A 20,977-nucleotide genomic window follows, 5' to 3' on the forward strand; every position below is an offset into this window, starting at 1 on the left:
GTTGAATATCAATGAAATCAAAGAACTGGTCAGCCAGTTTGATCAGTCATCTTTAACTGAATTCGATCTTCGCGAAGGTCAATTTGAATTATATATGAATAAGAACACTATGAGCCGCGGTTCCCATACACCGCAAGCCGCACCCGTTATGCCAGTTGCTGAGGCTGCAAATCCTGCACCAGCTGAAAGCACTCCTCTACCGCAAGAAACGGTGGAGCAATCTGTGCAGGATACATTCGAAGGTGTCGAGGTGAAATCCCCGATTGTCGGGATCGTCTATCTGCAGCCCGCACCAGATAAGCCGGCTTTCAAAAAAGTAGGCGATTCTGTCGCAAAAGGTGAAGTGATCTGTATCATCGAAGCCATGAAACTGATGAATGAGATCACCAGTGATACAGATGGAAAAATCGTTGAGATCCTCGTTGAAAACGAAGCAGTTGTCGAATATGGACAGCCGTTATTCAGGATTCAGCCAACTGAAGGAAAATAGGAAAGAGGGAAACTATGAATATTCAGGAAATCAAAGAAATCATTCCGCATCGTTATCCGATGCTCTTGATCGATCGTGTAGAAGAAATGGTCGAAGGCGAACGGATCATTGCGAAAAAAAACGTGACGATCAATGAACCATTTTTCCAAGGACATTTCCCAGAAGAACCTGTCATGCCAGGTGTACTGATCGTTGAAGCAATGGCTCAAGCTGGTGCAGTCGCTTTGTTATCTTTGGAACAGTTCAAAGGAAAGACAGCATACTTTGGCGGTTTGGACAAAGCCAAGTTCCGAAAAAAAGTAACACCGGGAGATACTTTATATCTAGAAGTTGAGATCTTAAAAGTAAAATCTTCCGCAGGTATTGGGAAGGGTATTGCAAAAGTGGATGGCAAAAAAGTAGCCGAAGCTGAATTAACCTTTATGATTGGATAGGTGAATTATGTTTTCTAAAGTCTTGATAGCTAACCGTGGCGAAATCGCCGTGCGGATCATCCGAGCTTGTCGCGAGCTGGGCATCCAAACGGTCGCGATTTATTCAGAAGCAGACGAAGAAGCGCTGCATACGCAGTTAGCTGACGAAGCAATCTGCATTGGACCAGCTAAAGCCACTGATTCGTATTTGAATGTACAAGAAGTGCTGAGTGCTGCGATTGTAACAAAAGCAGAAGCCATTCACCCGGGATTCGGCTTTTTATCTGAGAATAGCCGTTTTGCCTCGATGTGTGAGGAATGCAATATTGCATTTATTGGACCTAAAAGTATGACTATCGATGCTATGGGAAATAAAATCAATGCACGTCAGCTGATGCAAGAAGCAAACGTTCCAGTCATCCCTGGAAGCGATGGGGTCCTTTCGACTGTCGAAGAGGCCCTAGAAGTAGCAGAGTCCATTGGTTATCCTGTTATGTTAAAAGCAGCAGCTGGTGGCGGAGGCAAAGGGATACGAAAAGTTTTGTTAAAAGAAGAGCTGCCTCAGCATTTTTCTTCTGCGCAGCAAGAAGCTGCCGCAGCTTTTGGCAATGATGATATGTATCTGGAAAAAATCATCTACCCTGCAAGACATATCGAAGTCCAAATTTTAGGCGACAAGTTCGGTCAGGTGATCCACCTTGGCGAACGTGACTGTTCTTTGCAGCGGAACAACCAGAAAGTTTTAGAAGAATCTCCTTCTGTGGTCATTTCTCAGAAAAAAAGAACAGAATTAGGAGAAGCGGCCGTTCGTGCAGCAAAAGCAGTCAATTATGAAAATGCTGGAACGATCGAATTCTTGATGGATGAATCAGGCGACTTCTATTTTATGGAGATGAATACTCGGATCCAAGTTGAACATCCTGTCACAGAAATGGTTACTGGGATCGATCTAGTGAAAAAACAAATCGAAATCGCTGCTGGTGAACCACTGGAAATCAGTCAAGAAGAGGTCGTATTCCAAGGTCATGCGATCGAGTGCCGGATCAATGCAGAAAATCCTGCTTTCCATTTTGCGCCATCTCCTGGAACGATCCAGAACTTGCTGCTTCCTGCTGGCGGAATGGGGCTTCGTGTGGACAGTGCAGTCTACCCAGGCTATACGATCCCGCCGTATTATGATTCGATGATTGCGAAAGTCATTGTTCACGGGAATACTCGTTTCGAAGCATTGATGAAAATGCAGCGGGCATTAAGTGAATTCATAACAGAAGGCGTCGTTACAAATGCAGAATTCCAGATGGATCTGATCAGTCATCCAGCGGTCATCGCAGGAGATTACAGTACCGCATTTTTACAAGAAGAATTTTTACCGAACTGGACGCCAGAGACGGGAGGCGTGTAGATGGCTCTGTTTAAAAAGAAAAAATATATCCGGATCAATCCGAATAGAGAAGCTCAACCTGCCAGCACACCTTCTGTTCCGGATAATATGTGGGCGAAATGCCCGAGTTGCAAACATATTCTTTATACAAAAGATATCGGTGAAGAAAAAGTATGCCCTCACTGCGGCTATGCTTTTCGGATCGGCGCTTGGCAGCGTTTGGCGCTAGTGATCGATGAAAAAAGTTTCGAAGAATGGGATACAGATCTAATCACGGAAGATCCGTTAGATTTTCCAGAGTACAAAGAAAAAATCCAGCATATGCAGGAGAAGACTGGACTGCATGAAGCAGTTCTAACAGGGAAAGCAACGATCAAAGGGATTCCTTTTGTGATTGGTGTCATGGACCCTAATTTCATCATGGGAAGTATGGGCACGATCGTCGGAGAAAAGATCACGCGTTTGTTTGAACGCGCAACAGCAGAAAACCTGCCAGTCGTCTTATTTACAGCTTCTGGAGGGGCACGGATGCAAGAAGGGATCTTCTCACTTATGCAGATGGCTAAAATTTCTGCAGCTGTGAAGCGCCACAGCAATGCCGGCCTCTTCTATCTGACAGTTTTGACAGATCCGACAACCGGAGGCGTGACAGCCAGCTTTGCGATGGAAGGTGATATCATACTTGCTGAACCTCAAAGCTTAGTCGGTTTTGCTGGAAGGCGTGTGATCGAGCAGACGATCAAACAAGAATTGCCGGAAGACTTCCAGAAAGCTGAATTTTTGCTGGCACATGGGTTTGTCGATCAGATCGTACCGCGTACGGAATTGAAACAGAAAATATATACGCTTCTTGATTTGCATACGCAGAAAGGTTGGATGGACCGTGGATAAAACAGCACATGAAGTAGTTCAACTTGCGCGGGCAAAAGAACGCTGGACAAGCCTGGATTTTTTCGAAGAGATCTTTGAGGGATTCCAAGAATTCCATGGAGATCGTTTGTTTGGTGACGATGAAGCCATCGTGGGCGGTATCGCGAAATTAGACGGTAAACCTGTCACAATCATCGGTATCCAAAAAGGACGGGATCTGCAGGAAAACATTCGGCGGAATTTCGGTTCTCCCCATCCTGAAGGGTACCGCAAAGCATTACGCTTAATGAAACAAGCAGAAAAATTCAATCGTCCAGTGATTACATTGATCAATACTGCGGGTGCTTACTGTGGTGTCGGTGCAGAAGAACGAGGCGAAGGAGAAGCAATCGCGCGAAATCTTCTGGAGATGTCAGATCTCAAAGTACCGATTCTAGCTGTCATCATTGGTGAAGGCGGAAGCGGGGGCGCCTTGGCTCTAGGTTTGGCGGATGAAGTCTGGATGCTTGAAGAAACGATTTATGCCGTTTTGTCACCAGAAGGATTTGCTTCTATTTTGTGGAAAGACGGCAGCAGAGCAGCCGAAGCAGCCGAATTGATGAAAATCACTGCACCAGAGCTGAAAGAACTAGGAATCGTAGACAAAGTCATTCCAGAAACATTCAACGGGGAATCTCTGCCAAAACACAAAGTCGCGCAGATTATGAAAAAAGCATTTATCGAGACACTCTCAGAACTTGTGCAGCTGGATCAAAAAGACCTGCTGGAAAAACGATATGAACGTTTTCGCAAATATTGAACACTCATTTGAAAGAAACAGTTAAGTAGGCATTCGATCGATTCGATGCCGTTTTGCTTGGCTGTTTTTCTTTGTTTTCTGCCTGTTACAGGCTGATAAGAAGGATTCGAGTGTAGAGGTAGTTTTTTTTACAAATATGAAGTATAATATGGGGTTGAGGAGTACTTGACGTGCTCCTTCATTTTTTGCAGACGAGGAGACAAAATGTTTTCAAACTATAAACCAACATGGATGGTAGAAGCAATCTACCAAATTACCCCTGCACAATTGAAAAATCTAGGAATCAAGGCGGTCTTGACTGATCTTGACAATACTCTGATTGCGTGGAACAATCCAGATGGAACAGAAGAATTGCTGAGCTGGATTTTAGAAATGAAAAATGCAGGGATCCCTGTCGTTGTTGTTTCAAACAATAATTCAAAACGCGTAGCACGAGCAGTCGAAAAATTTGATCTGCTTTACGTAGCACGAGCAATGAAGCCTTTAGCAAGAGGGATCAATCGAGCAAAGAGAGAATTGAATCTGTCTGATGAGGAGATCGTAATGGTCGGTGACCAGATCATGACAGATGTTCGCGGAGCTAATCGTGCGGGTATACGCAGTATTTTAGTGAAACCGATCATCGAAACAGATAGCTGGAAGACACAATTTAACCGTTTTTGGGAACGAAGAATCATGGCCTATCTATTAGCTAAACATCCTGATATGGGCTGGCGAGGTGGAATAAAATGAACGAAGAATTACAATGTATCGGCTGCGGAGCCGTCATACAAACAGAACACCCAGGCGAACTAGGCTATACGCCGCAAGCAGCGTTGGAAAAAGGATTAGCTTCTGGCGAGGTTTACTGTCAGCGTTGTTTCCGGTTGCGTCATTATAATGAGATTCAAGATGTATCATTGACAGATGATGATTTTTTGCGCCTATTGAATGAATTAGGACAAGAGGATGCGTTGATCGTCAATGTCGTGGATATTTTTGACTTCAATGGTTCGCTGATCCCCGGGCTTCATCGTTTCGTTGGCGACAATCCGGTGCTGTTAGTCGGAAACAAGGTGGACATCTTACCGAAATCATTGAAGAAATCAAAATTGACGCAATGGATGAAAGAACGTGCGCATGAAGCAGGGCTTCGACCAGTGGATGTTCTCTTGACAAGTGCAAAGAAATCCCATGAAATGGTCGATCTGTTAGCAAAAATCGAAGAATATCGTAAAGGACGCGATGTATATATCGTTGGCGTGACGAATGTCGGCAAATCGACTCTGATCAATCAGATCATCAAAAATACAGCCGGAGTGCAAGACGTGATCACCACTTCACAATTTCCGGGAACGACTTTGGATAAAATCGAGATCCCGCTAGATGATGGTCATTTTTTGATCGACACACCGGGAATCATCCATCGTCATCAGATGGCCCATTACTTAGGAAAAAAAGATCTGCGGATCATCGCACCAACGAAAGAGATCAAACCGAAAGTCTACCAGCTGAATGAAGGACAGACGCTTTTCTTGAGCGGACTGGCCCGTTTTGATTTTATCAGCGGGAAGCGCGGCTCATTCATCGCTTATGTATCCAATGATGTGAACTTGCATCGGACGAAATTAGAAAAAGCAGATGACTTTTATGCAAAACATGTAGGTGGTCTTTTACAACCGCCACGTCCGGATGAAGTAGAGACATTTCCGGAACTCGTCCGCTTTGAATTTTCCGTGAAAGAAAAAACAGATATCGTTTTTGCGGGATTAGGCTGGATCACAGTGACTGAGCCGGCTGTCATTGCAGGATGGGCTCCTAAGGGCGTCGATGTGATGAAAAGAAAAGCATTGATTTAAGGAAGAAGGAAAAATATGAGTTTAAGAGGAAAACAAAAACGTTTTTTGCGTAGTCAGGCACATCATTTACAACCGATTTTCCAAATCGGAAAAGGCGGAGTCAATGAAGCGATGATCGTCCAAATCGAAGAAGCACTTGAAAAAAGAGAATTGATCAAAGTCTCCTTATTACAAAATACGGATGAAGTAGCAGAAGACGTCGCACACATCTTAGAAAATGAAATCAGCTGTGAAGTGGTTCAGATCATCGGACGTGTTCTCGTAGTGTACAAACCATCGTCAAAAGAAAAATATCAGCGGATCTCAAAAGAAGTAAAAGCAATTTAAGGAGTGAGTAGGATTGAATACGCAAGCTGAGACATTTGTTCGTTCACAAGTATTTCCTCAAGAAATGCCGCAAATTTTCGAAAAGCGAAAGCAAGTCGGGATTTTGGGCGGAACATTCAACCCCGTCCATCTTGCGCACTTAGTGATGGCGGAACAAGCAGGTCAGAACTTAGGGCTTGATCGCGTATTTCTAATGCCTTCCTATCAACCGCCGCATGTCGACGAAAAACAAACGATCGACGCGAAACACCGGCTGAATATGCTTGAACTTGCCATAGAGGACAATCCTTTTTTGCAAATCGAGACGATCGAATTGGAGCGAGGCGGAAAAAGCTACACGTACGATACGATGAAAGCCTTGACGCAAAACAATCCAGATACAGATTATTACTTTATCATCGGAGGCGACATGGTCGAATACCTGCCGAAATGGCATAGAATCGACGAACTAGCTACAATGGTGAATTTCGTGGGGATACGACGGGCAGGTTATGGAACGGAAACGCCTTATCCCGTGATTTGGGTCGACGTTCCGGAGATCGATATCAGTTCGACCAAAATCCGTCAGAAAATCAGCCAGGGATGCTCCGTGCGCTATCTTGTTCCTGATAAAGTGATCGATTATATCCAGAAAGAAGGGCTGTATCAACATGAACTATAGTGAAAACTATACTGCCTATTCGCGAGAAGTTCTGATGCAAAAAATCCAGATGAGAATGAGCGAACGCAGATTCAAACACGTGTTAGGTGTAGAAGAAACGGCAGTTGCTCTTGCAAAAAAATACGGCGGATCACCGGAAAAAGCAAGTATTGCCGCTTTGACGCATGATTACGCCAAAGAACGTCCAGACGACGAATTCATCACAGTGATCAAACGTGACGCGTATGATCCCGAATTGCTCCATTATGGAAACGCGATTTGGCATGGTGTCGTCGGCGCCTCTTTTGTCGAACGTGAACTCGGTATCACTGATGAAGAAATCCTTCACGCGATCCGTGTCCATACGACAGGAGCAGCTGAGATGTCGTTATTGGACAAGATCATTTACGTTGCAGACTACATCGAGCCGGGTCGGGATTTTCCGGGTGTACAAGATGCAAGAGAGATCGCTCTAGTTGACTTAGACGAAGCCGTCGCATTCGAGACAAAACATACGCTTGCTCATCTGATTGAACAAGAGCAGCAAATTTATCCAAAAACAATCGAAACATATAATCATTGGGTGGCTAAAAAGTAATCAGAGCCACATTTTTAGGAGGAAATCATCATAGATAGCAAAGAACAATTAAAAATTGCGGTAAAAGCAGCAGATTCAAAACGTGCAGAGGATATCATCGCCTTAGATGTGAAAGAAGTATCGTTACTAGCAGATTACTTCATGATCTGTTCGGCAAACAGTGAACGCCAAATCAACGCAATTACAGAAGAAATCATCGACAAAGAAGAAGAAAGCAGTTATGAAGTCAAACGGATTGAAGGAAAAGAAGGCGGAAAATGGGTCTTGATCGATCTTGGAGATGTGATCGTCCATGTCTTCCATGCACCAGAACGAAGCTTCTATAACTTGGAAAAACTATGGTCAGATGCGCCATTAGTCGACCTCAATGAATGGTTGGACTAACATGGCCTACGAAACATTTGCGTTTATTTATGACGAAGTGATGGATGAGACGCTCTATCAGCAGTGGCTTGCTTTTTCCAAACGGCATCTGCCTGCTGAGACGAAAGATATCTTAGAATTAGCTTGCGGAACGGGCGCTTTAGCCACTGCATTTGCAAAAGACGGGTATCATGTAACAGGTCTGGATCTTTCTGAAGAAATGCTGATGATCGCCAGCCAGCGTGCATATGAAGAGGATGTTTCTATCCAGTTTGTCGAAGGAGATATGCTGGATCTGTCAGAAATCGGTCAGTATCAGGCAATCACGTGCTTTTCGGATTCTTTGTGCTATATGAAAAACGCACAGGATGTCCAGCAGGTCTTTGATGAAGTATATCAGGCCCTTGAAGATGATGGCCGCTTTTTATTCGATGTCCATTCCATCCATCAGATCGATACAGTTTTTCCGGAATACAGCTATCATTATCAAGGTGAAAACTTTGCTTTCTTGTGGGACAGCTATTCTGGGGAAGAAAAACACAGTATCGAACATTTTCTGACTTTTTTCATAGAGGAACAAGAAGGTAATGGAAAATTCATTCGAGAAGATGAATTACACCAAGAGCGGACTTATCCATTAGAAAGCTACTTGAGAATGCTGGAAAACAGTGGCTTCTCGAAAGTCGAGGCATTCGCAGATTTCACAGATGAAGCACCAAGTGATGCATCTAAGCGCTGGTTCTTTGTCGCATATAAAGAATAGACACGTTCAAATGTGCGTCTATCTATGAAGAAGCTATGTCTGGATGCGTTCAGCACAGCTTCTTTTTTTAACGAAACAAAAAGGAAGGAGGATTTGATGAAAAGCTGCGGAATAATAGTGGAATATAATCCATTCCACAACGGGCATCGGTATCATGCTCAAATGGCTAGAAAAGAAACCGATGCAGAGATCGTCATCGCGGTGATGAGTGGTAATTTTCTTCAAAGAGGCGAACCAGCTCTATTGGACAAATGGCACCGCGCGGATGCGGCGTTACAAAATGGGGTCGATCTGGTGATCGAATTGCCCGTGGAGTGGTCTGTACAATCTGCAGATTATTTTGCAAAAGGAGCCGTACGTCTTTTACAAGAACTGTCATGTGACGCTTTATGTTTCGGGACGGAAGAAAGTCAGCTATTCGATTATGAGCGTTTCGGCAGATTTGTAAAAGAGAATCAACAACAGATCAACGAAGCATTTCATCAGCTGCCAAACCAAGCGATGAGCTATCCGCAAAAAATGACAGAAGTCTTTCGTACTTTGTATCCCAAAATCAGCTTGGATTTTTCTTCTCCGAATCATATCCTTGGGCTGAGCTATGCAAAAGAAAATGCCGAATACGACCAGCCGATGGCATTATTTCCGATTCGGCGAAAAAGTGCGGATTATCATGATGAAACTTTCTCAGATCAAACGATTGCCAGCGCAACTGCTATCCGGAAAGCTATCAGTAATGGAGAATCGGTGTCTGCTTATGTCCCTTTGCAGACAGCGGCTGATATAGCAAGCCAGTCGCTGCAAACATGGGAAACCTATTGGCCGTATCTTCGTTATCAGCTGATCTCTTCCAATTTAGACTCATTGAAAAAAATCTATCAAATGACGGAAGGTCTGGAAGTCCGAATGCAAGAAGCTGCGAAACAAGCAGACAGTTTTTCTGAATTCGTCTCACTAGTGAAGACCAAGCGCTATACTTGGACACGGATCCAGCGCCTGGCTTGCTATGCTCTGCTGAACATCCAAACCGAGGAATTACGTGTACAACAAGAAAAACAGTATATCCGTATATTGGGCTTCACCGAGACTGGTAAGAGATTCCTGAAAGAAAAAAAAGGAATCGATAGCTATTCCCGGATCGGAAAGAAAGAAGCAAAAAACGCCAAATTGCTAGTTCGAAGTGATCAGATCTATCAATTAGGAGGGGAAATCGCTGAGCAGAATTTCGGCCGACCTCCTTTATCTCGTTGAATACAGCAAGAAACGAAGAAGAAAGAAAAAAAGCTTCACAGAAACAAGTTTCACAAGTATAATGAAACAGGACGTTTTTGCGTTATGAAATTATCAAATTAGAAAGCGAAGTGAGAATATGGGACGTAAATGGGCAAATATCGTAGCAAAGAAAACTGCGAAAGATGCGAATAACAGCCGAATTTATGCAAAATTTGGGATTGAAATCTACGCAGCAGCAAAATCAGGTGATCCTGACCCACACGCCAACCAAAAATTACGTTTCGTCATTGACCGCGCTAAAACTTATAATGTACCAAAACATATTATCGACCGAGCAATTGAAAAAGCAAAAGGTTCTGGAGATGAAACATACTCCGAATTGCGCTATGAAGGATTCGGTCCAAGCGGTTCAATGGTCATTGTAGATACACTGACAAACAATGTAAACCGTACAGCTGCAGATGTACGCGCAGCATTCGGTAAAAACGGCGGGAACATGGGCGTCTCAGGTGCTGTTTCCTACATGTTCGATAACACGGCTATCTTTGCCTTTGCAGGCGATGATGCGGATGAGATCCTTGAATATCTGATGGAAAAAGACATCGATGTGCGAGATGTGATGGAAGAAGACGGACAGATCATCGTTTATGGTGAAGTCGCTGATTTCCATAGTATCCAAGAAGCATTGAAAGAAAAAGGGATCGCAGACTTTTCGATCGCTGAGATCCAAATGATCCCTCAAAGCGAAGTCACATTATCTGCAGAAGATCAAGAGACATTTGAAAAAATGATCGATGCATTGGAAGATTTGGAAGATGTACAACATGTGTTCCACAATGTCGCTTTAGAAGATTGATCTATCGGAGTTGACGGTCTTTTTTGCAGTCGACAGTAAAGGGCAAGACGAAGGTGAAAGCTTTGGTCTTGCTCTTTTTTATGTGAATTATTTTCTATTCTATTTCAACCTGTGGTATGATTGGGGTACAAGTATCGTTGCAGAATGATACGTAGTAATGTGGAATATAGGCGGGGAATAATTATGGAAGCAAAAATCAATCTAGAGCCTTTTGAACGTATTCTAAGCGGTTACCAGAAAGTGGAAGAGTTGGCTGTCAATATCACTGACTGCTCAAAGATCGCACAAAAATATGCACGATTCGGTGTAGAAGGCTACCGTTTAGGGAATTATGTCGGGACAGGCTACCTGAACCGTTATTTAGAATGTATAGTGGACCGGGCACCGATGCTGATCTATAAAAGAGATTATTTGATTCCGCTGCTTTTTAGACGTTCTGATTCAGCATTTCGGCTATTTGAAGAAGACTATCGGATGGAAGCTTTCTTTTTACTGTTAGAGTGGAGCTTGAAGTATCGTCCTGAGAAAATACTAGTTGAAAAAAATGAAAAATATGGCTCAAAGAAAGCAAAAATCGTCGATAGTGCGTACTTAGCTTTTCGAGTATCAGAGATTCTCGACAGTGGCGGCTATCCGATCAGTAACTTCCAAACCATCGATCAGTTCATCGAATGGAATCGTATCTATCGTCTGATCGATAATGGCGGTATCGGGCGACACAGTAAAGTATTCGATCCCGAGTATCCTGAGAACATGGAAGAATTGCGGATGATCGTTTCATTGGTGAAATTAAAATACCCGGAAACAGAATTAGATCGATATTTATGAGAAATTATTTTTGTATATTGCATTTATATCAACCAAAGAAGATCAGACACTCATAGGTCCTGGTCTTCTTTTTTTTGTGTAAAGTAACGTCCATTTCATAAAAATGAATGAACCTATCAGCGTAAATAAATTTTAGCAAAAAAATAATATGATCGTTTCATATAATAAAAAGTACCTTACTAGTAAAAGAAACAAAAGAAAGAAGGAAACGATTTGAATAAAAAGCGTACAGGAATCATCAGTGGAATCGTCATCGTGTTGTTACTGTCTGTGGCTTTTGTCGCGATTTCAAAACATCAAGATAAAAAAGCGGCAGCTGAATTAACTGTAGTAGAGAAAAAAACAGCCAAAGAACTCAAAACGCAATATGATCGGCTAGCAATCGGTGGTCAGCTGAAAGAGACAAACAAGAAATTGGGAAAACCAATCTATACAGAATCAGCGACCGATGATTTTGGCAATGCAGAAACAGTCTATACTTGGGGCAGTAATCAAACTGGAGAAGTGGGAGCGAAATTGACAGTTGGCGTAGAAGATGGAAATATCGTCGAAAAAGCTGTCTCAGGGTTATATGTTGCTTACGACAAGAAAAAGGCTGTATCTGCTGATGAATTTGAAAAAATCGAGATGAACAAAAAATTTTCTATCGAACAAGCAACTCAAAAATTCGGACAGCCGAATGCTATCGCAGAATATAAAGACGGTAAAGCAGAAACCATTCAGACGCTCACGTGGGAAACGAATACCTCAGGTCCAATCGGTTCATATTTCACCATCATATTCACGAATGGTATCGCTACTTCTAAAAATGAGATCGGCTTAGTATAGAACCATAAAAAGAAAGCTGCGCCTTCACCAGATGCAGCTTTTTTTTTTAGTTATAGTACCAGTTTTTCGTAATTTTCAATAGCCATGCCTTGCAGAAGCGGACTTTCATTTAGAGAAGTGAAGAGCGTCAGTTCATGCATCGCACGGGTACACATCGTATACAGGATCAGCTTGTCTTGTTCAGAATAGAAATGATCTGCATCGATATTCCATAAGAATACTCGATCAAATTCCAATCCTTTAGCTAAAAAGGCAGGAAGAAGGACGATCGAACGTTTCATGAAGTCGCCTTCGTCCAGTATCAGCTGAACTTGCTCTTTCAGTTTTTCTGGGAGCTGATCATACAGCTGTTGGCATTCTTCTTGTGTCTTGCCGATAATCGCTGTACGCCAATAGCGCGCTTTTCCATCTGAATGTTCAAGTGTTTCAGCTAGCCAATTCAAGTCTGCTTCTCGGGTCATACCTTGGATGATTCGTGGAACATCGCCTTTTCGGGCAGTCGTTTCCACTCGGTCTTCTTTCGATAAGAAATGATTGGCAAAATCAGTGATCTCTTTTGTCGAACGATAACTAGTCGTCAATTGGAAACGGGTAACCTCTCGATCAGTGAATAAACGATCCAGTGAACCGACAATCGTTTCATTCCCAAAGACGTTCTGATTCAAATCTCCACAGAAAGTCAAATTCGCTTTTGGATAGATTGCTTGAAGCAAGGCTGCTTGTGACGGAGCAAAATCCTGCATCTCGTCAACAAAGATATACCGTGCTTTTTGAGCCACCAGAACAGGATAAGTGCGCCGCATCAATAAAAAGAACAAGACAGCATCTTCTTGCTTCAATTCTCGCTGACGCAGATGGGTACGTACTTCTGATAAACGTTCTTGCCAGACAGAATCACTGATCCCATGTCGTGAAAGAAGATCAGTGGGGACGCTTTGCAGAAAATGGAGATACTGTTTCGTCATATTAACAAATTGGTACTGATCGATTCCACGATGGACGCGACGGAATTTTTTACGTACGATCTGATTCGCTAGTTTTTTGCGTAAAGATTTTTCTTTTTGTTCCGTGTATTCAAGATTCGGATCGGTGGCATACAGGTCTTGAAGCTGTTCTTCTGCCAGATCCTTTACCCATTGCTGGCGAGTCTCATCTTTTTGGAGACCGCCCAATTTTTTCAGCAGTTTCGTCTGCAGCAGAGAAAGTCGCTGATGTAAAGGCAGCAGCTCATTAGTTTCCTGATACCATTGACGGATCGATTCTTTGGATAAAATCGTGCGTCCGTTGATTTTCATATCACGGAATAACGGGCCGAACCCTGTGATTGTCTGGATGTATGCATCGATTTGTTCGACAAGCGTCAACCCGCTTTTCAACAGCTGGATCGGGTCTTTTTCTCCAGATAAAAAGCCGTTTTCCTGCTGATCTTCTTCAATAAGTGAGAATTCAGGCAATAGTTGCGCTAAGTAATTTTTAAAAGTTTGCGTAGGTACGCCACTTTCCCCCAATGAAGGTAAAACCGTAGAAATATAATCAGAAAACAGATGGTTAGGTGAAAACAACAAGACGTTTTCCGCATCCAGCCATTTTCGATTATGATACAGCAAGAAAGCGATCCGCTGCAGCAAGGCAGATGTTTTTCCGCTTCCGGCGATTCCTTCGATCAGCATGACCTTGCTTGTTGTATCACGGATGATCGCATTTTGCGCTTTTTGGATCGTAGAGACGATATTTTTCATATGTGCGCTAGACGCGTCATCGAGGATCTCCAGCAGAAAATCATCATTGATTACTTCTGAAGTATCGACCATCGATAAAATCTTGCCATCTTTGATCTTGAATTGTCGTTTCAACTGTAGATCCACATCGATTTTTTCCGTATCTGTTTCATAAAAAGCTGTGCCGATCTCACCTTCATAATAAAGATTTGCAATAGGCGCTCGCCAGTCGATCACGATCGTGTCTTCGGTGAGATCCCGCAAGGAAGCGATCCCTAGGTAAAGTGTTTCTGTCTCACTTTCTTCTTTAAAGTCAATGCGTGCAAAGTAAGGGTTGTTTTCCATCACTTCTAACGTTTGCAGGCGTTTTTGCTGTGCATCAAGTGTGTGGTATTTCAAAAGCAGTTCTTGCTCATGTTGGCGGTATTCGACAGCAGATTCATAAAAAGCCTCGTTGGAACCAGCTCGGATCTTGTGACTGGCTGTATCTTTTGTCGAGTCGTTCATTTCCTGCGTCAATTCTTGTTGTTTGCTATTCAGCAGCTGCTGTTCAAGCTGGATCAGCTGGATGGTCTCATCCACATGCGCTTGTTCTAGTTGTCTTTCATTCATTGCATCGTTTGCTCCTTCCGCCGTAAATAACGAATTAAAAGTATAGCACAGTTTGTCAGAAAAAGGTACTTTTTGGGTATAAAAGCAGAAAAAGCAAGCAGCTGTTTTTCGCTAGCTGAGAGTGAGAGTTGTTTTCATCTAAGGCTTATCAGTTTAAAAAATACTTCTTAGTGACTATTCTTGAGAAGAGGAGGCAGGAACGATGACACATTTTAAAAAATTTCTTTTGACTTTATCCATAGGTCTTATAGCTTTGGTCAGTGAATTTGTATTTGACCAGCCTGCGATCGCTTTTGGGATCATCGCCGTCACTGGCGGAGTACTTGCTTTTTTGATGTTTCTGGAAATGATCAAGACACTGCGCTCAGGAAAATATGGTGTAGATATCTTAGCGATCACCGCAATCGTTGCGACTCTTTTGGTGAAAGAATATTGGGCAAGCTTGATGATTTTAGTCATGCTGACAGGTGGTGACAGCTTAGAAGACTATGCCAACAAACGAGCAAGCAGAGAATTACAGACTTTGCTGGACAACACCCCTCGGACTGCGCATAAATTGGTAAATGGACAGGTGCAGGAACTCACGATCGATGAAGTGAAAATCCAAGATATCCTGCTGATCAAACCAGGAGAACTAGTTCCAGCTGACGGAAAAGTCATCAAAGGAGAATCCGCTTTCGATGAATCTTCATTGACTGGAGAATCGAAACCAATACTAAAAAAGAGAGGGGACTCGCTGTTATCAGGTTCGATCAATGGAGATGACTCGATACAGATGATTGTAGAAAAACGTCCAGCAGACAGTCAATATCAGATGATCATCAAATTAGTCGAAGAATCAAAAGAAAAACCAGCTCACTTTGTTCGTCTGGCAGATCGCTATGCAGTACCGTTTACTTTAGTGGCCTATCTGATCGGCGGCATTTCCTGGTGGGTGACGAAAGAGCCATTACGATTCGCAGAAGTACTGGTGGTCGCTTCTCCTTGCCCGTTGATCCTTTCAGCACCTATCGCTTTAGTTGCAGGGATGAGCCGGTCTAGCAAAAACGGGATCGTCGTAAAAACAGGAACCACCATCGAAAAGCTGGCACGGACAAGAACCATTGCATTTGATAAAACTGGCACGATCACTAAAGGGACATTGGAAGTAACGAACATCAAGCCGGAAAAAGGGATAGAAGAAGCGGAATTACTGCAGTATGCAGCAAGCGCAGAGCAAGAGTCAGGTCATATTCTAGCCCGTTCATTAGTAAGATATGCAAACCAGCAGCAATTGTTTCCAGTCACCCAATTAAAAGAAGTGACTGGACAAGGAATCCAGGCGATTGTCAATGACCGGAAAGTCAAAGTAGGGCGTGCATCTTTCATCCATGCCACAGAAGCCATATCTGCAGAAACAGCGATTTACGTTTCTATCGATGGGAAATTTGCAGGTACGATCAGTTTTTCAGATACGATCCGCCCAGAAGCAAAGACAACAGTCCGCATACTCAAAAATATGGGAATCAGTGAATTGATGATGATCACAGGTGATGGTCCAGCTATCGCTCAGTCAATTGCCGATGAAGTTGGTCTGGATACTGTCCATTCCCGTTGTTTGCCCCAGGACAAATTGGCACTATTGGAAAAAGTTCCTAAAGAGAAAAGACCAGTCACGATGGTTGGTGATGGCGTCAATGATGCGCCTGCTTTGACTGTCGCAGATGTCGGGATCGCGATGGGCGCACATGGCTCGACAGCTGCTAGCGAAAGTGCAGATGCAGTCATTTTGAAAGATGATCTGACGCGTGTGGCAGATGCAATAGAGATTTCAAGAGAAACGATGCGGATCGCTAAGCAATCTGTTCTCATCGGGATATTCATTTGTGTTTTCTTGATGCTCGTAGCCAGTACTGGAGTGATTCCTGCATTATTTGGCGCAGTGCTTCAAGAAGTAGTGGATACTGTCTCGATCTTGAGTGCCTTGCGAGCCAAAAAAGGAAAAAGAGGTCATACCCAATCTGCTGATTATATGATAGAATCAAAATGAAAAAGACCACAGAAAAGGGAGAAAAGATTATGCCATTTGTACATGTCGAGCTAGTCGAAGGACGTAGCCCAGAACAATTAGAGAATATGATGAAAGATATTACAGAAGCTGTTCATAAAAATACCCAAGCACCGAAAGAACATATTCATGTGATTATCAACGAAATGAAAAAAGGCACTTACGGTGTGAACGGTGAATGGAAAAAATAAGTTTCTTTGAAGACTTGATTTTTCTTTTTATTAGTGGTTAAATAAACACATAATTGATTGATGAGAAAGACAACTGAATTTGAGAGTCTTCGACAAGAGAGGAAAAGCTAGGCTGAAACTTTTCCAGGAGAAAACCAAAGGATGACCACTTTCGAAACCTTTGTCGAAACAAAGGCGGTCGTACCGTTATCACGCTTGAGGAACGTATAACGTTCAAAATTAGGTGGAACCACGAGTGTATCGTCCTAGTATCTCTAGTAGAGATGCTAGGACTTTTTTTATTGGGTGGTTTTCTGATCAGTCAAAAATCCAAAGGAGGAAATTTTCATGATAAAAATTACTTTTCCAGATGGCGCAGTCAAAGAGTTTGAATCCGGGATCACCACATCAGAGATTGCTGAAAGCATTTCAAAGAGTTTAGCGAAAAAAGCATTAGCAGGTAAAGTGAACGGTCAGTTGATCGACTTGTCACGCCCTATCGAAGAAGGTGCAAGTATCGAGATCGTCACACCAGATCACGAAGACGCATTAGGATTGGTACGTCACTCAGCTGCTCATCTGATGGCCCAAGCTATGCGCCGTCTGTATCCAAATATCCATTTTGGTGTAGGACCGGCAATCGATTCAGGATTTTATTACGATACTGATAATGGAGAAAACCAGATAAGTGCAGAAGACTTGCCAGCGATCGAAGCTGAGATGATGAAGATCGTCAAAGAAAATCTTCCAATCGAACGTCGTGTCTTATCAAAACAAGAAGCATTGGATATCTTTGCAAGCGATCCTTACAAAGTCGAATTGATCAGCGAATTACCAGAAGATGAAGTCATCACAGCTTATCAGCAAGGCGAATTCATCGATCTATGCCGTGGACCACACGTGCCGTCAACAGGACGTATCCAAGTATTCAAGCTTCTTTCTGTCGCAGGTGCTTACTGGCGCGGAAACTCAGACAACCAAATGATGCAGCGAGTTTACGGGACAGCATTCTTTGACAAGAAAGAATTGAAAGAATTCATCCGTATGCGTGAAGAAGCAAAAGAAAGAGACCACCGAAAACTAGGAAAAGAACTTGATTTATTCATGGTCTCCCCAGAAGTCGGTTCAGGATTGCCATTCTGGCTGCCAAAAGGTGCAACAATCCGCCGTACGATCGAACGTTATATCGTGGACAAGGAAGTAAGTCTTGGTTATCAGCACGTCTATACACCAATCATGGGCGATGTCGAATTGTATAAGACTTCTGGACACTGGGATCACTATCAGGAAGACATGTTCCCGCCAATGGATATGGGCGACGGCGAAATGCTTGTCCTACGTCCGATGAACTGTCCGCACCATATGATGGTCTATAAAAATACGATCCATTCTTATCGGGAATTACCGATCCGTATCGCTGAATTAGGTATGATGCACCGTTACGAAAAATCAGGCGCTTTGTCCGGTCTTCAACGTGTACGTGAAATGACACTGAATGATGGACATACTTTTGTACGACCAGATCAGATCAAAGACGAATTCAAACGTACACTTGAATTGATGGTTGCCGTATATGCTGATTTTGACATCACAGATTATCGTTTCCGTTTAAGCTATCGTGATCCGAAAAATACAGATAAATATTTTGATGACGACGCAATGTGGGAAAAAGCACAATCAATGCTGAAAGCCGCAATGGATGAATTGGAACTCGACTACTTTGAAGCAGAAGGCGAAGCGGCATTCTACGGACCAAAACTGGACGTACAAGTAAAAACAGCTCTAGGAACAGAAGAAACATTGTCGACGATTCAGCTGGACTTCTTGCTTCCTGAACGTTTTGATCTGACTTATGTAGGTGAAGACGGCGAGAATACACATCGTCCGGTCGTTATCCACCGAGGGATCGTATCCACGATGGAACGCTTCGTTGCTTATTTGACAGAAGTATACAAAGGAGCATTCCCTACTTGGTTGGCACCAATCCAGGCAACAATCATTCCTGTCTCAGTTGATGCACATGGAGATTATGCTTATGAAATAAAAGAACGTCTGCAAATGAAAGGTCTTCGTGTGGAAGTAGATGACCGAAATGAAAAAATGGGTTACAAGATCCGTGCATCCCAAACACAAAAAATCCCTTATCAATTAGTCGTTGGTGATAAGGAAATGGAAGATGCTTCAGTCAATGTCCGTCGCTACGGAAGCAAAGAAACAGCTGTAGAAGAGCTGAATGTATTTGTCGATGCGATGGCAGCTGAAGTACAAAACTACAGCCGAAAATAAAATGGCAAGTCACGTGACTTAGTCAGTGAAGAAACAGGAGAAACCTGCTCTTCCCACTTCTGGAACACCGTTTATTCGGAAAAAGAGAGTGGGATAACAATCCTTTCTCCAAAAGAAAACAAGTCCGATTTTGATGGTTAATTTCAAAATCGGACTTGTTTTTTCTTCTTTACGTCTCTTCCTCTCCATGTATTTTCCTAAGTTTCTTAAATTTAACGATATGAGTGCCAAGCCAATGTCAATCTTGGTTCCTTGTTTCCCACGTAAGTCATTCATTCATAACAAATAATGCAAAGGAAATAATCATACATAACAACCAAAAAGAGCAGAATAATGGAAATGATACTCTTGATGCCTGTATTTAGGGGAAATAAGATTCATCAGAAAGATTAGAAAAACAATTTGTTCGCGCTTGCATAACTGTTAAGCTAAAAGTGAAACATTTGTTTCTGTGAGCTATCCATTTTTCAAGTTTCTGCTATTTAAAAAAACTAATGAAATGGTGAAAGAAGAAAACCCGATTTTTGCTATTTTTTTCGATAAAAGCTCAAAAAATGATAAAAGAAAACCTCCATGTTGAGCAAAAATAAGTAATCGTCTGTAGTACAGTAAAATAAGGAAAAATGAATCCAATTTTTTAGAACAATAAAAGGAGCTCAGCGTGAAAAAGAAAAAATGGTGGCTGATTCCATTGATCGGCGTACTCATACTTTTAGGAATAGGGGGAAAACTAGTGATAGACAAGCAAAACAAAGCAGAAAAACTACAAGAAGAAATGATCAAAGTCGTAAAAAGTGAGGAAGCAAAACAGGTCTTTGAAGAAGGTTTGAAGAACTTGGACCCTAAAGCACTGACCCCAGAAGGAGTAATACGAACTTATGAAATCGATTACGACAGTATAGAAAATAATCCGATGAGTGGGATAAATGTAACTATACTTGCTAACAGTAAAGAAAATCTTTATGTGTTTTTTACCTTGAAAAAGAACGAGAGTGGCAAGTTAGAAGACGGGGGCGGTGGCAATTCTTCTGATTTAGAAAAATTATTGGAGGGAGATAAACATGTCAAGTAATTATTCAGATCAGGTGAGAGTAATGATAGCTGAACAAGAATATAAAGATTATAAAGATTATAAAGAATCTGACCCAGTAAAAATAATAATTAATCAAACTACAAAAGGAGCCCAACGTGAAAAAGAGAAAACGGTGGTTGATCCCACTGATCGGCGTACTCATACTTTTAGGAATAGGAGGAAAATTAGTGATAGACAAGCAAAACAAAGCAGAAAAGCTACATGAAGAAATGATCAAAGTCGTAAAAAGTGAGGAAGCAAAAAAAGCTATAGAAAGGAGTCTAATCATTTTAGATAGGAATGCTTTTTCTTCAGAAGGAATCATTCAATCATATGAAGTAGATTATACAAGTATCAGTAAAAATCCGATGGGTGGAATCATGTTGACTATTCATATTAACGGAAAGGAAGAATTAGATTATCACCCTATATTGATGAAATATGATAAACGCGATGTAAAAGTTGACTCTTCTAGTTATTCCCCAATCTTAGATCGATTACTACAAGAAGGAGAAGAAAAAGGAGAAAAAAATGTACACAGATGAGGAAAAAGTAATGATTGCTAGAAAAGAGTACGATAATTTGAAAATTAGCTACCCAATAAAAATTGATGAAAATAAAAAGACAATCGGCTACATCTCCCAAGTCATCAACAAGCCCTCCGGCGAACAATCTTTTGTCATCACCCACACGGACCGTTTCGTTTCTCCGGTTGCGCCTCTGCCGGAAAGACTGGCAGTCAAAGAAGTAACGGTGCTTTACCGCGGTTCGACAGGTGTAGATAACATCAAGGGACAAAGTGGCGATGTGTGGCAAGACTGGGTCGTCAACAATGTGGACATTGCCCG

23 protein-coding genes and 2 pseudogenes are annotated in these 20,977 nt (G+C 42.4%); 23 read left to right on the forward strand and 2 right to left on the reverse strand.

Going from position 1 to position 20,977, the window contains the following annotated elements:
• Position 1 precedes the first annotated feature (1 nt).
• The 16 genes from accB to G7Y42_RS13470 all read left to right on the forward strand — a co-directional run bounded on the left by accB (position 2) and on the right by G7Y42_RS13470 (position 12,224).
• Positions 2-490, forward strand: a complete 489-nt coding sequence (gene accB / locus G7Y42_RS13395; protein ID WP_206215468.1) for an acetyl-CoA carboxylase biotin carboxyl carrier protein — start codon at positions 2-4, stop codon at positions 488-490.
• A 14-nt stretch (positions 491-504) separates the two neighbouring features.
• A complete protein-coding gene (gene fabZ / locus G7Y42_RS13400) occupies positions 505-924 on the forward strand; it encodes a 3-hydroxyacyl-ACP dehydratase FabZ (RefSeq protein WP_165007032.1) in 420 nt (139 codons plus the stop codon).
• Positions 925-931: 7 nt separating this feature from the next.
• Complete coding sequence (locus tag G7Y42_RS13405) at positions 932-2,305, forward strand: acetyl-CoA carboxylase biotin carboxylase subunit (RefSeq protein WP_165007035.1); 1,374 nt, start codon at positions 932-934, stop codon at positions 2,303-2,305.
• Positions 2,306-3,175, forward strand: coding sequence for an acetyl-CoA carboxylase, carboxyltransferase subunit beta (gene accD / locus G7Y42_RS13410; RefSeq protein ID WP_165007038.1), 870 nt, complete (start codon positions 2,306-2,308; stop codon positions 3,173-3,175).
• Positions 3,168-3,953 (forward strand): acetyl-CoA carboxylase carboxyl transferase subunit alpha, encoded by a 786-nt coding sequence (locus G7Y42_RS13415; RefSeq protein WP_165007041.1) that lies wholly within the window; start codon positions 3,168-3,170, stop codon positions 3,951-3,953. The genes accD and G7Y42_RS13415 overlap by 8 nt, the downstream gene beginning before the upstream one ends.
• A gap of 204 nt (positions 3,954-4,157) precedes the next feature.
• The gene (locus G7Y42_RS13420; RefSeq protein WP_165007044.1) at positions 4,158-4,685 is read left to right on the forward strand and encodes a YqeG family HAD IIIA-type phosphatase; all 528 of its coding nucleotides are present in this window, start codon (positions 4,158-4,160) and stop codon (positions 4,683-4,685) included.
• Positions 4,682-5,791: a ribosome biogenesis GTPase YqeH gene (gene yqeH, locus G7Y42_RS13425; protein ID WP_165007046.1), complete on the forward strand. Its 1,110-nt coding sequence runs from the start codon at positions 4,682-4,684 to the stop codon at positions 5,789-5,791. Before G7Y42_RS13420 ends, yqeH begins: the two co-directional genes overlap by 4 nt.
• A gap of 15 nt (positions 5,792-5,806) precedes the next feature.
• The gene (gene yhbY / locus G7Y42_RS13430) at positions 5,807-6,118 is read left to right on the forward strand and encodes a ribosome assembly RNA-binding protein YhbY (RefSeq protein ID WP_165007049.1); all 312 of its coding nucleotides are present in this window, start codon (positions 5,807-5,809) and stop codon (positions 6,116-6,118) included.
• Between the two features lie 64 nt (positions 6,119-6,182).
• The gene (locus G7Y42_RS13435; protein ID WP_206215469.1) at positions 6,183-6,779 is read left to right on the forward strand and encodes a nicotinate-nucleotide adenylyltransferase; all 597 of its coding nucleotides are present in this window, start codon (positions 6,183-6,185) and stop codon (positions 6,777-6,779) included.
• Positions 6,769-7,356 (forward strand): bis(5'-nucleosyl)-tetraphosphatase (symmetrical) YqeK, encoded by a 588-nt coding sequence (gene yqeK / locus G7Y42_RS13440; protein ID WP_165007054.1) that lies wholly within the window; start codon positions 6,769-6,771, stop codon positions 7,354-7,356. Before G7Y42_RS13435 ends, yqeK begins: the two co-directional genes overlap by 11 nt.
• A gap of 27 nt (positions 7,357-7,383) precedes the next feature.
• Positions 7,384-7,740: a ribosome silencing factor gene (gene rsfS, locus G7Y42_RS13445; protein ID WP_165007085.1), complete on the forward strand. Its 357-nt coding sequence runs from the start codon at positions 7,384-7,386 to the stop codon at positions 7,738-7,740.
• A gap of 1 nt (position 7,741) precedes the next feature.
• On the forward strand, positions 7,742-8,482 hold the full coding sequence (locus tag G7Y42_RS13450; protein WP_165007056.1) for a class I SAM-dependent methyltransferase: 741 nt from the start codon (positions 7,742-7,744) through the stop codon (positions 8,480-8,482).
• Positions 8,483-8,578: 96 nt separating this feature from the next.
• Entirely contained in the window at positions 8,579-9,730 is a 1,152-nt protein-coding gene (locus tag G7Y42_RS13455) for a nucleotidyltransferase (protein WP_165007059.1), read from the forward strand.
• 118 nt (positions 9,731-9,848) lie between these two features.
• Complete coding sequence (locus G7Y42_RS13460; RefSeq protein ID WP_165007062.1) at positions 9,849-10,568, forward strand: YebC/PmpR family DNA-binding transcriptional regulator; 720 nt, start codon at positions 9,849-9,851, stop codon at positions 10,566-10,568.
• Positions 10,569-10,751: 183 nt separating this feature from the next.
• The gene (locus tag G7Y42_RS13465; protein WP_165007065.1) at positions 10,752-11,396 is read left to right on the forward strand and encodes a hypothetical protein; all 645 of its coding nucleotides are present in this window, start codon (positions 10,752-10,754) and stop codon (positions 11,394-11,396) included.
• Between the two features lie 213 nt (positions 11,397-11,609).
• Positions 11,610-12,224 carry a DUF3862 domain-containing protein gene (locus tag G7Y42_RS13470; RefSeq protein ID WP_165007068.1) on the forward strand — a complete coding sequence of 205 codons (615 nt, stop codon included), beginning with the start codon at positions 11,610-11,612 and terminating at the stop codon, positions 12,222-12,224.
• 50 nt (positions 12,225-12,274) lie between these two features.
• Here the strand turns inward: G7Y42_RS13470 and helD are convergent, their stop codons facing one another.
• Positions 12,275-14,554: an RNA polymerase recycling motor HelD gene (gene helD / locus G7Y42_RS13475; RefSeq protein WP_165007071.1), complete on the reverse strand. Its 2,280-nt coding sequence runs from the start codon at positions 14,552-14,554 to the stop codon at positions 12,275-12,277.
• Positions 14,555-14,756: 202 nt separating this feature from the next.
• Here helD and G7Y42_RS13480 point away from each other — a divergent pair, with 202 nt between their 5' ends.
• The 3 genes from G7Y42_RS13480 (at position 14,757) to thrS (ending at position 19,057) form a co-directional block, all read left to right on the forward strand.
• Complete coding sequence (locus G7Y42_RS13480; RefSeq protein WP_165007073.1) at positions 14,757-16,583, forward strand: heavy metal translocating P-type ATPase; 1,827 nt, start codon at positions 14,757-14,759, stop codon at positions 16,581-16,583.
• Positions 16,584-16,612: 29 nt separating this feature from the next.
• On the forward strand, positions 16,613-16,792 hold the full coding sequence (locus tag G7Y42_RS13485; protein ID WP_002287649.1) for a 2-hydroxymuconate tautomerase: 180 nt from the start codon (positions 16,613-16,615) through the stop codon (positions 16,790-16,792).
• A gap of 327 nt (positions 16,793-17,119) precedes the next feature.
• Positions 17,120-19,057, forward strand: a complete 1,938-nt coding sequence (gene thrS, locus G7Y42_RS13490) for a threonine--tRNA ligase (RefSeq protein WP_165007076.1) — start codon at positions 17,120-17,122, stop codon at positions 19,055-19,057.
• 18 nt (positions 19,058-19,075) lie between these two features.
• Here the strand turns inward: thrS and G7Y42_RS15060 are convergent.
• A pseudogene (locus G7Y42_RS15060) lies at positions 19,076-19,324 on the reverse strand (hypothetical protein); the annotation flags it as partial.
• A gap of 394 nt (positions 19,325-19,718) precedes the next feature.
• Between G7Y42_RS15060 and G7Y42_RS13495 the strand changes: the two are divergent.
• The 4 genes and pseudogenes from G7Y42_RS13495 to G7Y42_RS15065 all read left to right on the forward strand — a co-directional run.
• The gene (locus G7Y42_RS13495) at positions 19,719-20,129 is read left to right on the forward strand and encodes a DUF1310 family protein (RefSeq protein ID WP_165007079.1); all 411 of its coding nucleotides are present in this window, start codon (positions 19,719-19,721) and stop codon (positions 20,127-20,129) included.
• Positions 20,119-20,355, forward strand: coding sequence for a hypothetical protein (locus G7Y42_RS13500; RefSeq protein WP_165006987.1), 237 nt, complete (start codon positions 20,119-20,121; stop codon positions 20,353-20,355). Before G7Y42_RS13495 ends, G7Y42_RS13500 begins: the two co-directional genes overlap by 11 nt.
• Complete coding sequence (locus tag G7Y42_RS13505) at positions 20,246-20,674, forward strand: DUF1310 family protein (RefSeq protein ID WP_241161965.1); 429 nt, start codon at positions 20,246-20,248, stop codon at positions 20,672-20,674. The genes G7Y42_RS13500 and G7Y42_RS13505 overlap by 110 nt, the downstream gene beginning before the upstream one ends.
• Positions 20,661-20,977: pseudogene (locus tag G7Y42_RS15065) on the forward strand (hypothetical protein); the annotation flags it as partial. The gene G7Y42_RS13505 and the pseudogene G7Y42_RS15065, both read left to right, overlap by 14 nt.

It is taken from the genome of Enterococcus sp. ZJ1622 (assembly GCF_011038845.1).
Lineage (GTDB): Bacteria > Bacillota > Bacilli > Lactobacillales > Enterococcaceae > Enterococcus_B.

Excerpts from the sequence above, each read along its gene's own strand:
- G7Y42_RS13450 (WP_165007056.1), top strand. The coding sequence starts at position 7,742 with ATGGCCTACGAAACATTTGCGTTTATTTATGACGAAGTGATGGATGAG.
- G7Y42_RS13420 (WP_165007044.1), top strand. The coding sequence starts at position 4,158 with ATGTTTTCAAACTATAAACCAACATGGATGGTAGAAGCAATCTACCAA.
- accD (WP_165007038.1), top strand. The coding sequence starts at position 2,306 with ATGGCTCTGTTTAAAAAGAAAAAATATATCCGGATCAATCCGAATAGA.
- fabZ (WP_165007032.1), top strand. The coding sequence starts at position 505 with ATGAATATTCAGGAAATCAAAGAAATCATTCCGCATCGTTATCCGATG.
- G7Y42_RS13460 (WP_165007062.1), top strand. The coding sequence starts at position 9,849 with ATGGGACGTAAATGGGCAAATATCGTAGCAAAGAAAACTGCGAAAGAT.
- G7Y42_RS13485 (WP_002287649.1), top strand. The coding sequence starts at position 16,613 with ATGCCATTTGTACATGTCGAGCTAGTCGAAGGACGTAGCCCAGAACAA.
- G7Y42_RS13465 (WP_165007065.1), top strand. The coding sequence starts at position 10,752 with ATGGAAGCAAAAATCAATCTAGAGCCTTTTGAACGTATTCTAAGCGGT.
- G7Y42_RS13405 (WP_165007035.1), top strand. The coding sequence starts at position 932 with ATGTTTTCTAAAGTCTTGATAGCTAACCGTGGCGAAATCGCCGTGCGG.
- helD (WP_165007071.1), bottom strand. The coding sequence starts at position 14,554 with ATGAATGAAAGACAACTAGAACAAGCGCATGTGGATGAGACCATCCAG.
- G7Y42_RS13435 (WP_206215469.1), top strand. The coding sequence starts at position 6,183 with ATGCCGCAAATTTTCGAAAAGCGAAAGCAAGTCGGGATTTTGGGCGGA.
- yqeH (WP_165007046.1), top strand. The coding sequence starts at position 4,682 with ATGAACGAAGAATTACAATGTATCGGCTGCGGAGCCGTCATACAAACA.
- G7Y42_RS13455 (WP_165007059.1), top strand. The coding sequence starts at position 8,579 with ATGAAAAGCTGCGGAATAATAGTGGAATATAATCCATTCCACAACGGG.
- G7Y42_RS13480 (WP_165007073.1), top strand. The coding sequence starts at position 14,757 with ATGACACATTTTAAAAAATTTCTTTTGACTTTATCCATAGGTCTTATA.
- yqeK (WP_165007054.1), top strand. The coding sequence starts at position 6,769 with ATGAACTATAGTGAAAACTATACTGCCTATTCGCGAGAAGTTCTGATG.
- G7Y42_RS13500 (WP_165006987.1), top strand. The coding sequence starts at position 20,119 with ATGTCAAGTAATTATTCAGATCAGGTGAGAGTAATGATAGCTGAACAA.
- thrS (WP_165007076.1), top strand. The coding sequence starts at position 17,120 with ATGATAAAAATTACTTTTCCAGATGGCGCAGTCAAAGAGTTTGAATCC.
- yhbY (WP_165007049.1), top strand. The coding sequence starts at position 5,807 with ATGAGTTTAAGAGGAAAACAAAAACGTTTTTTGCGTAGTCAGGCACAT.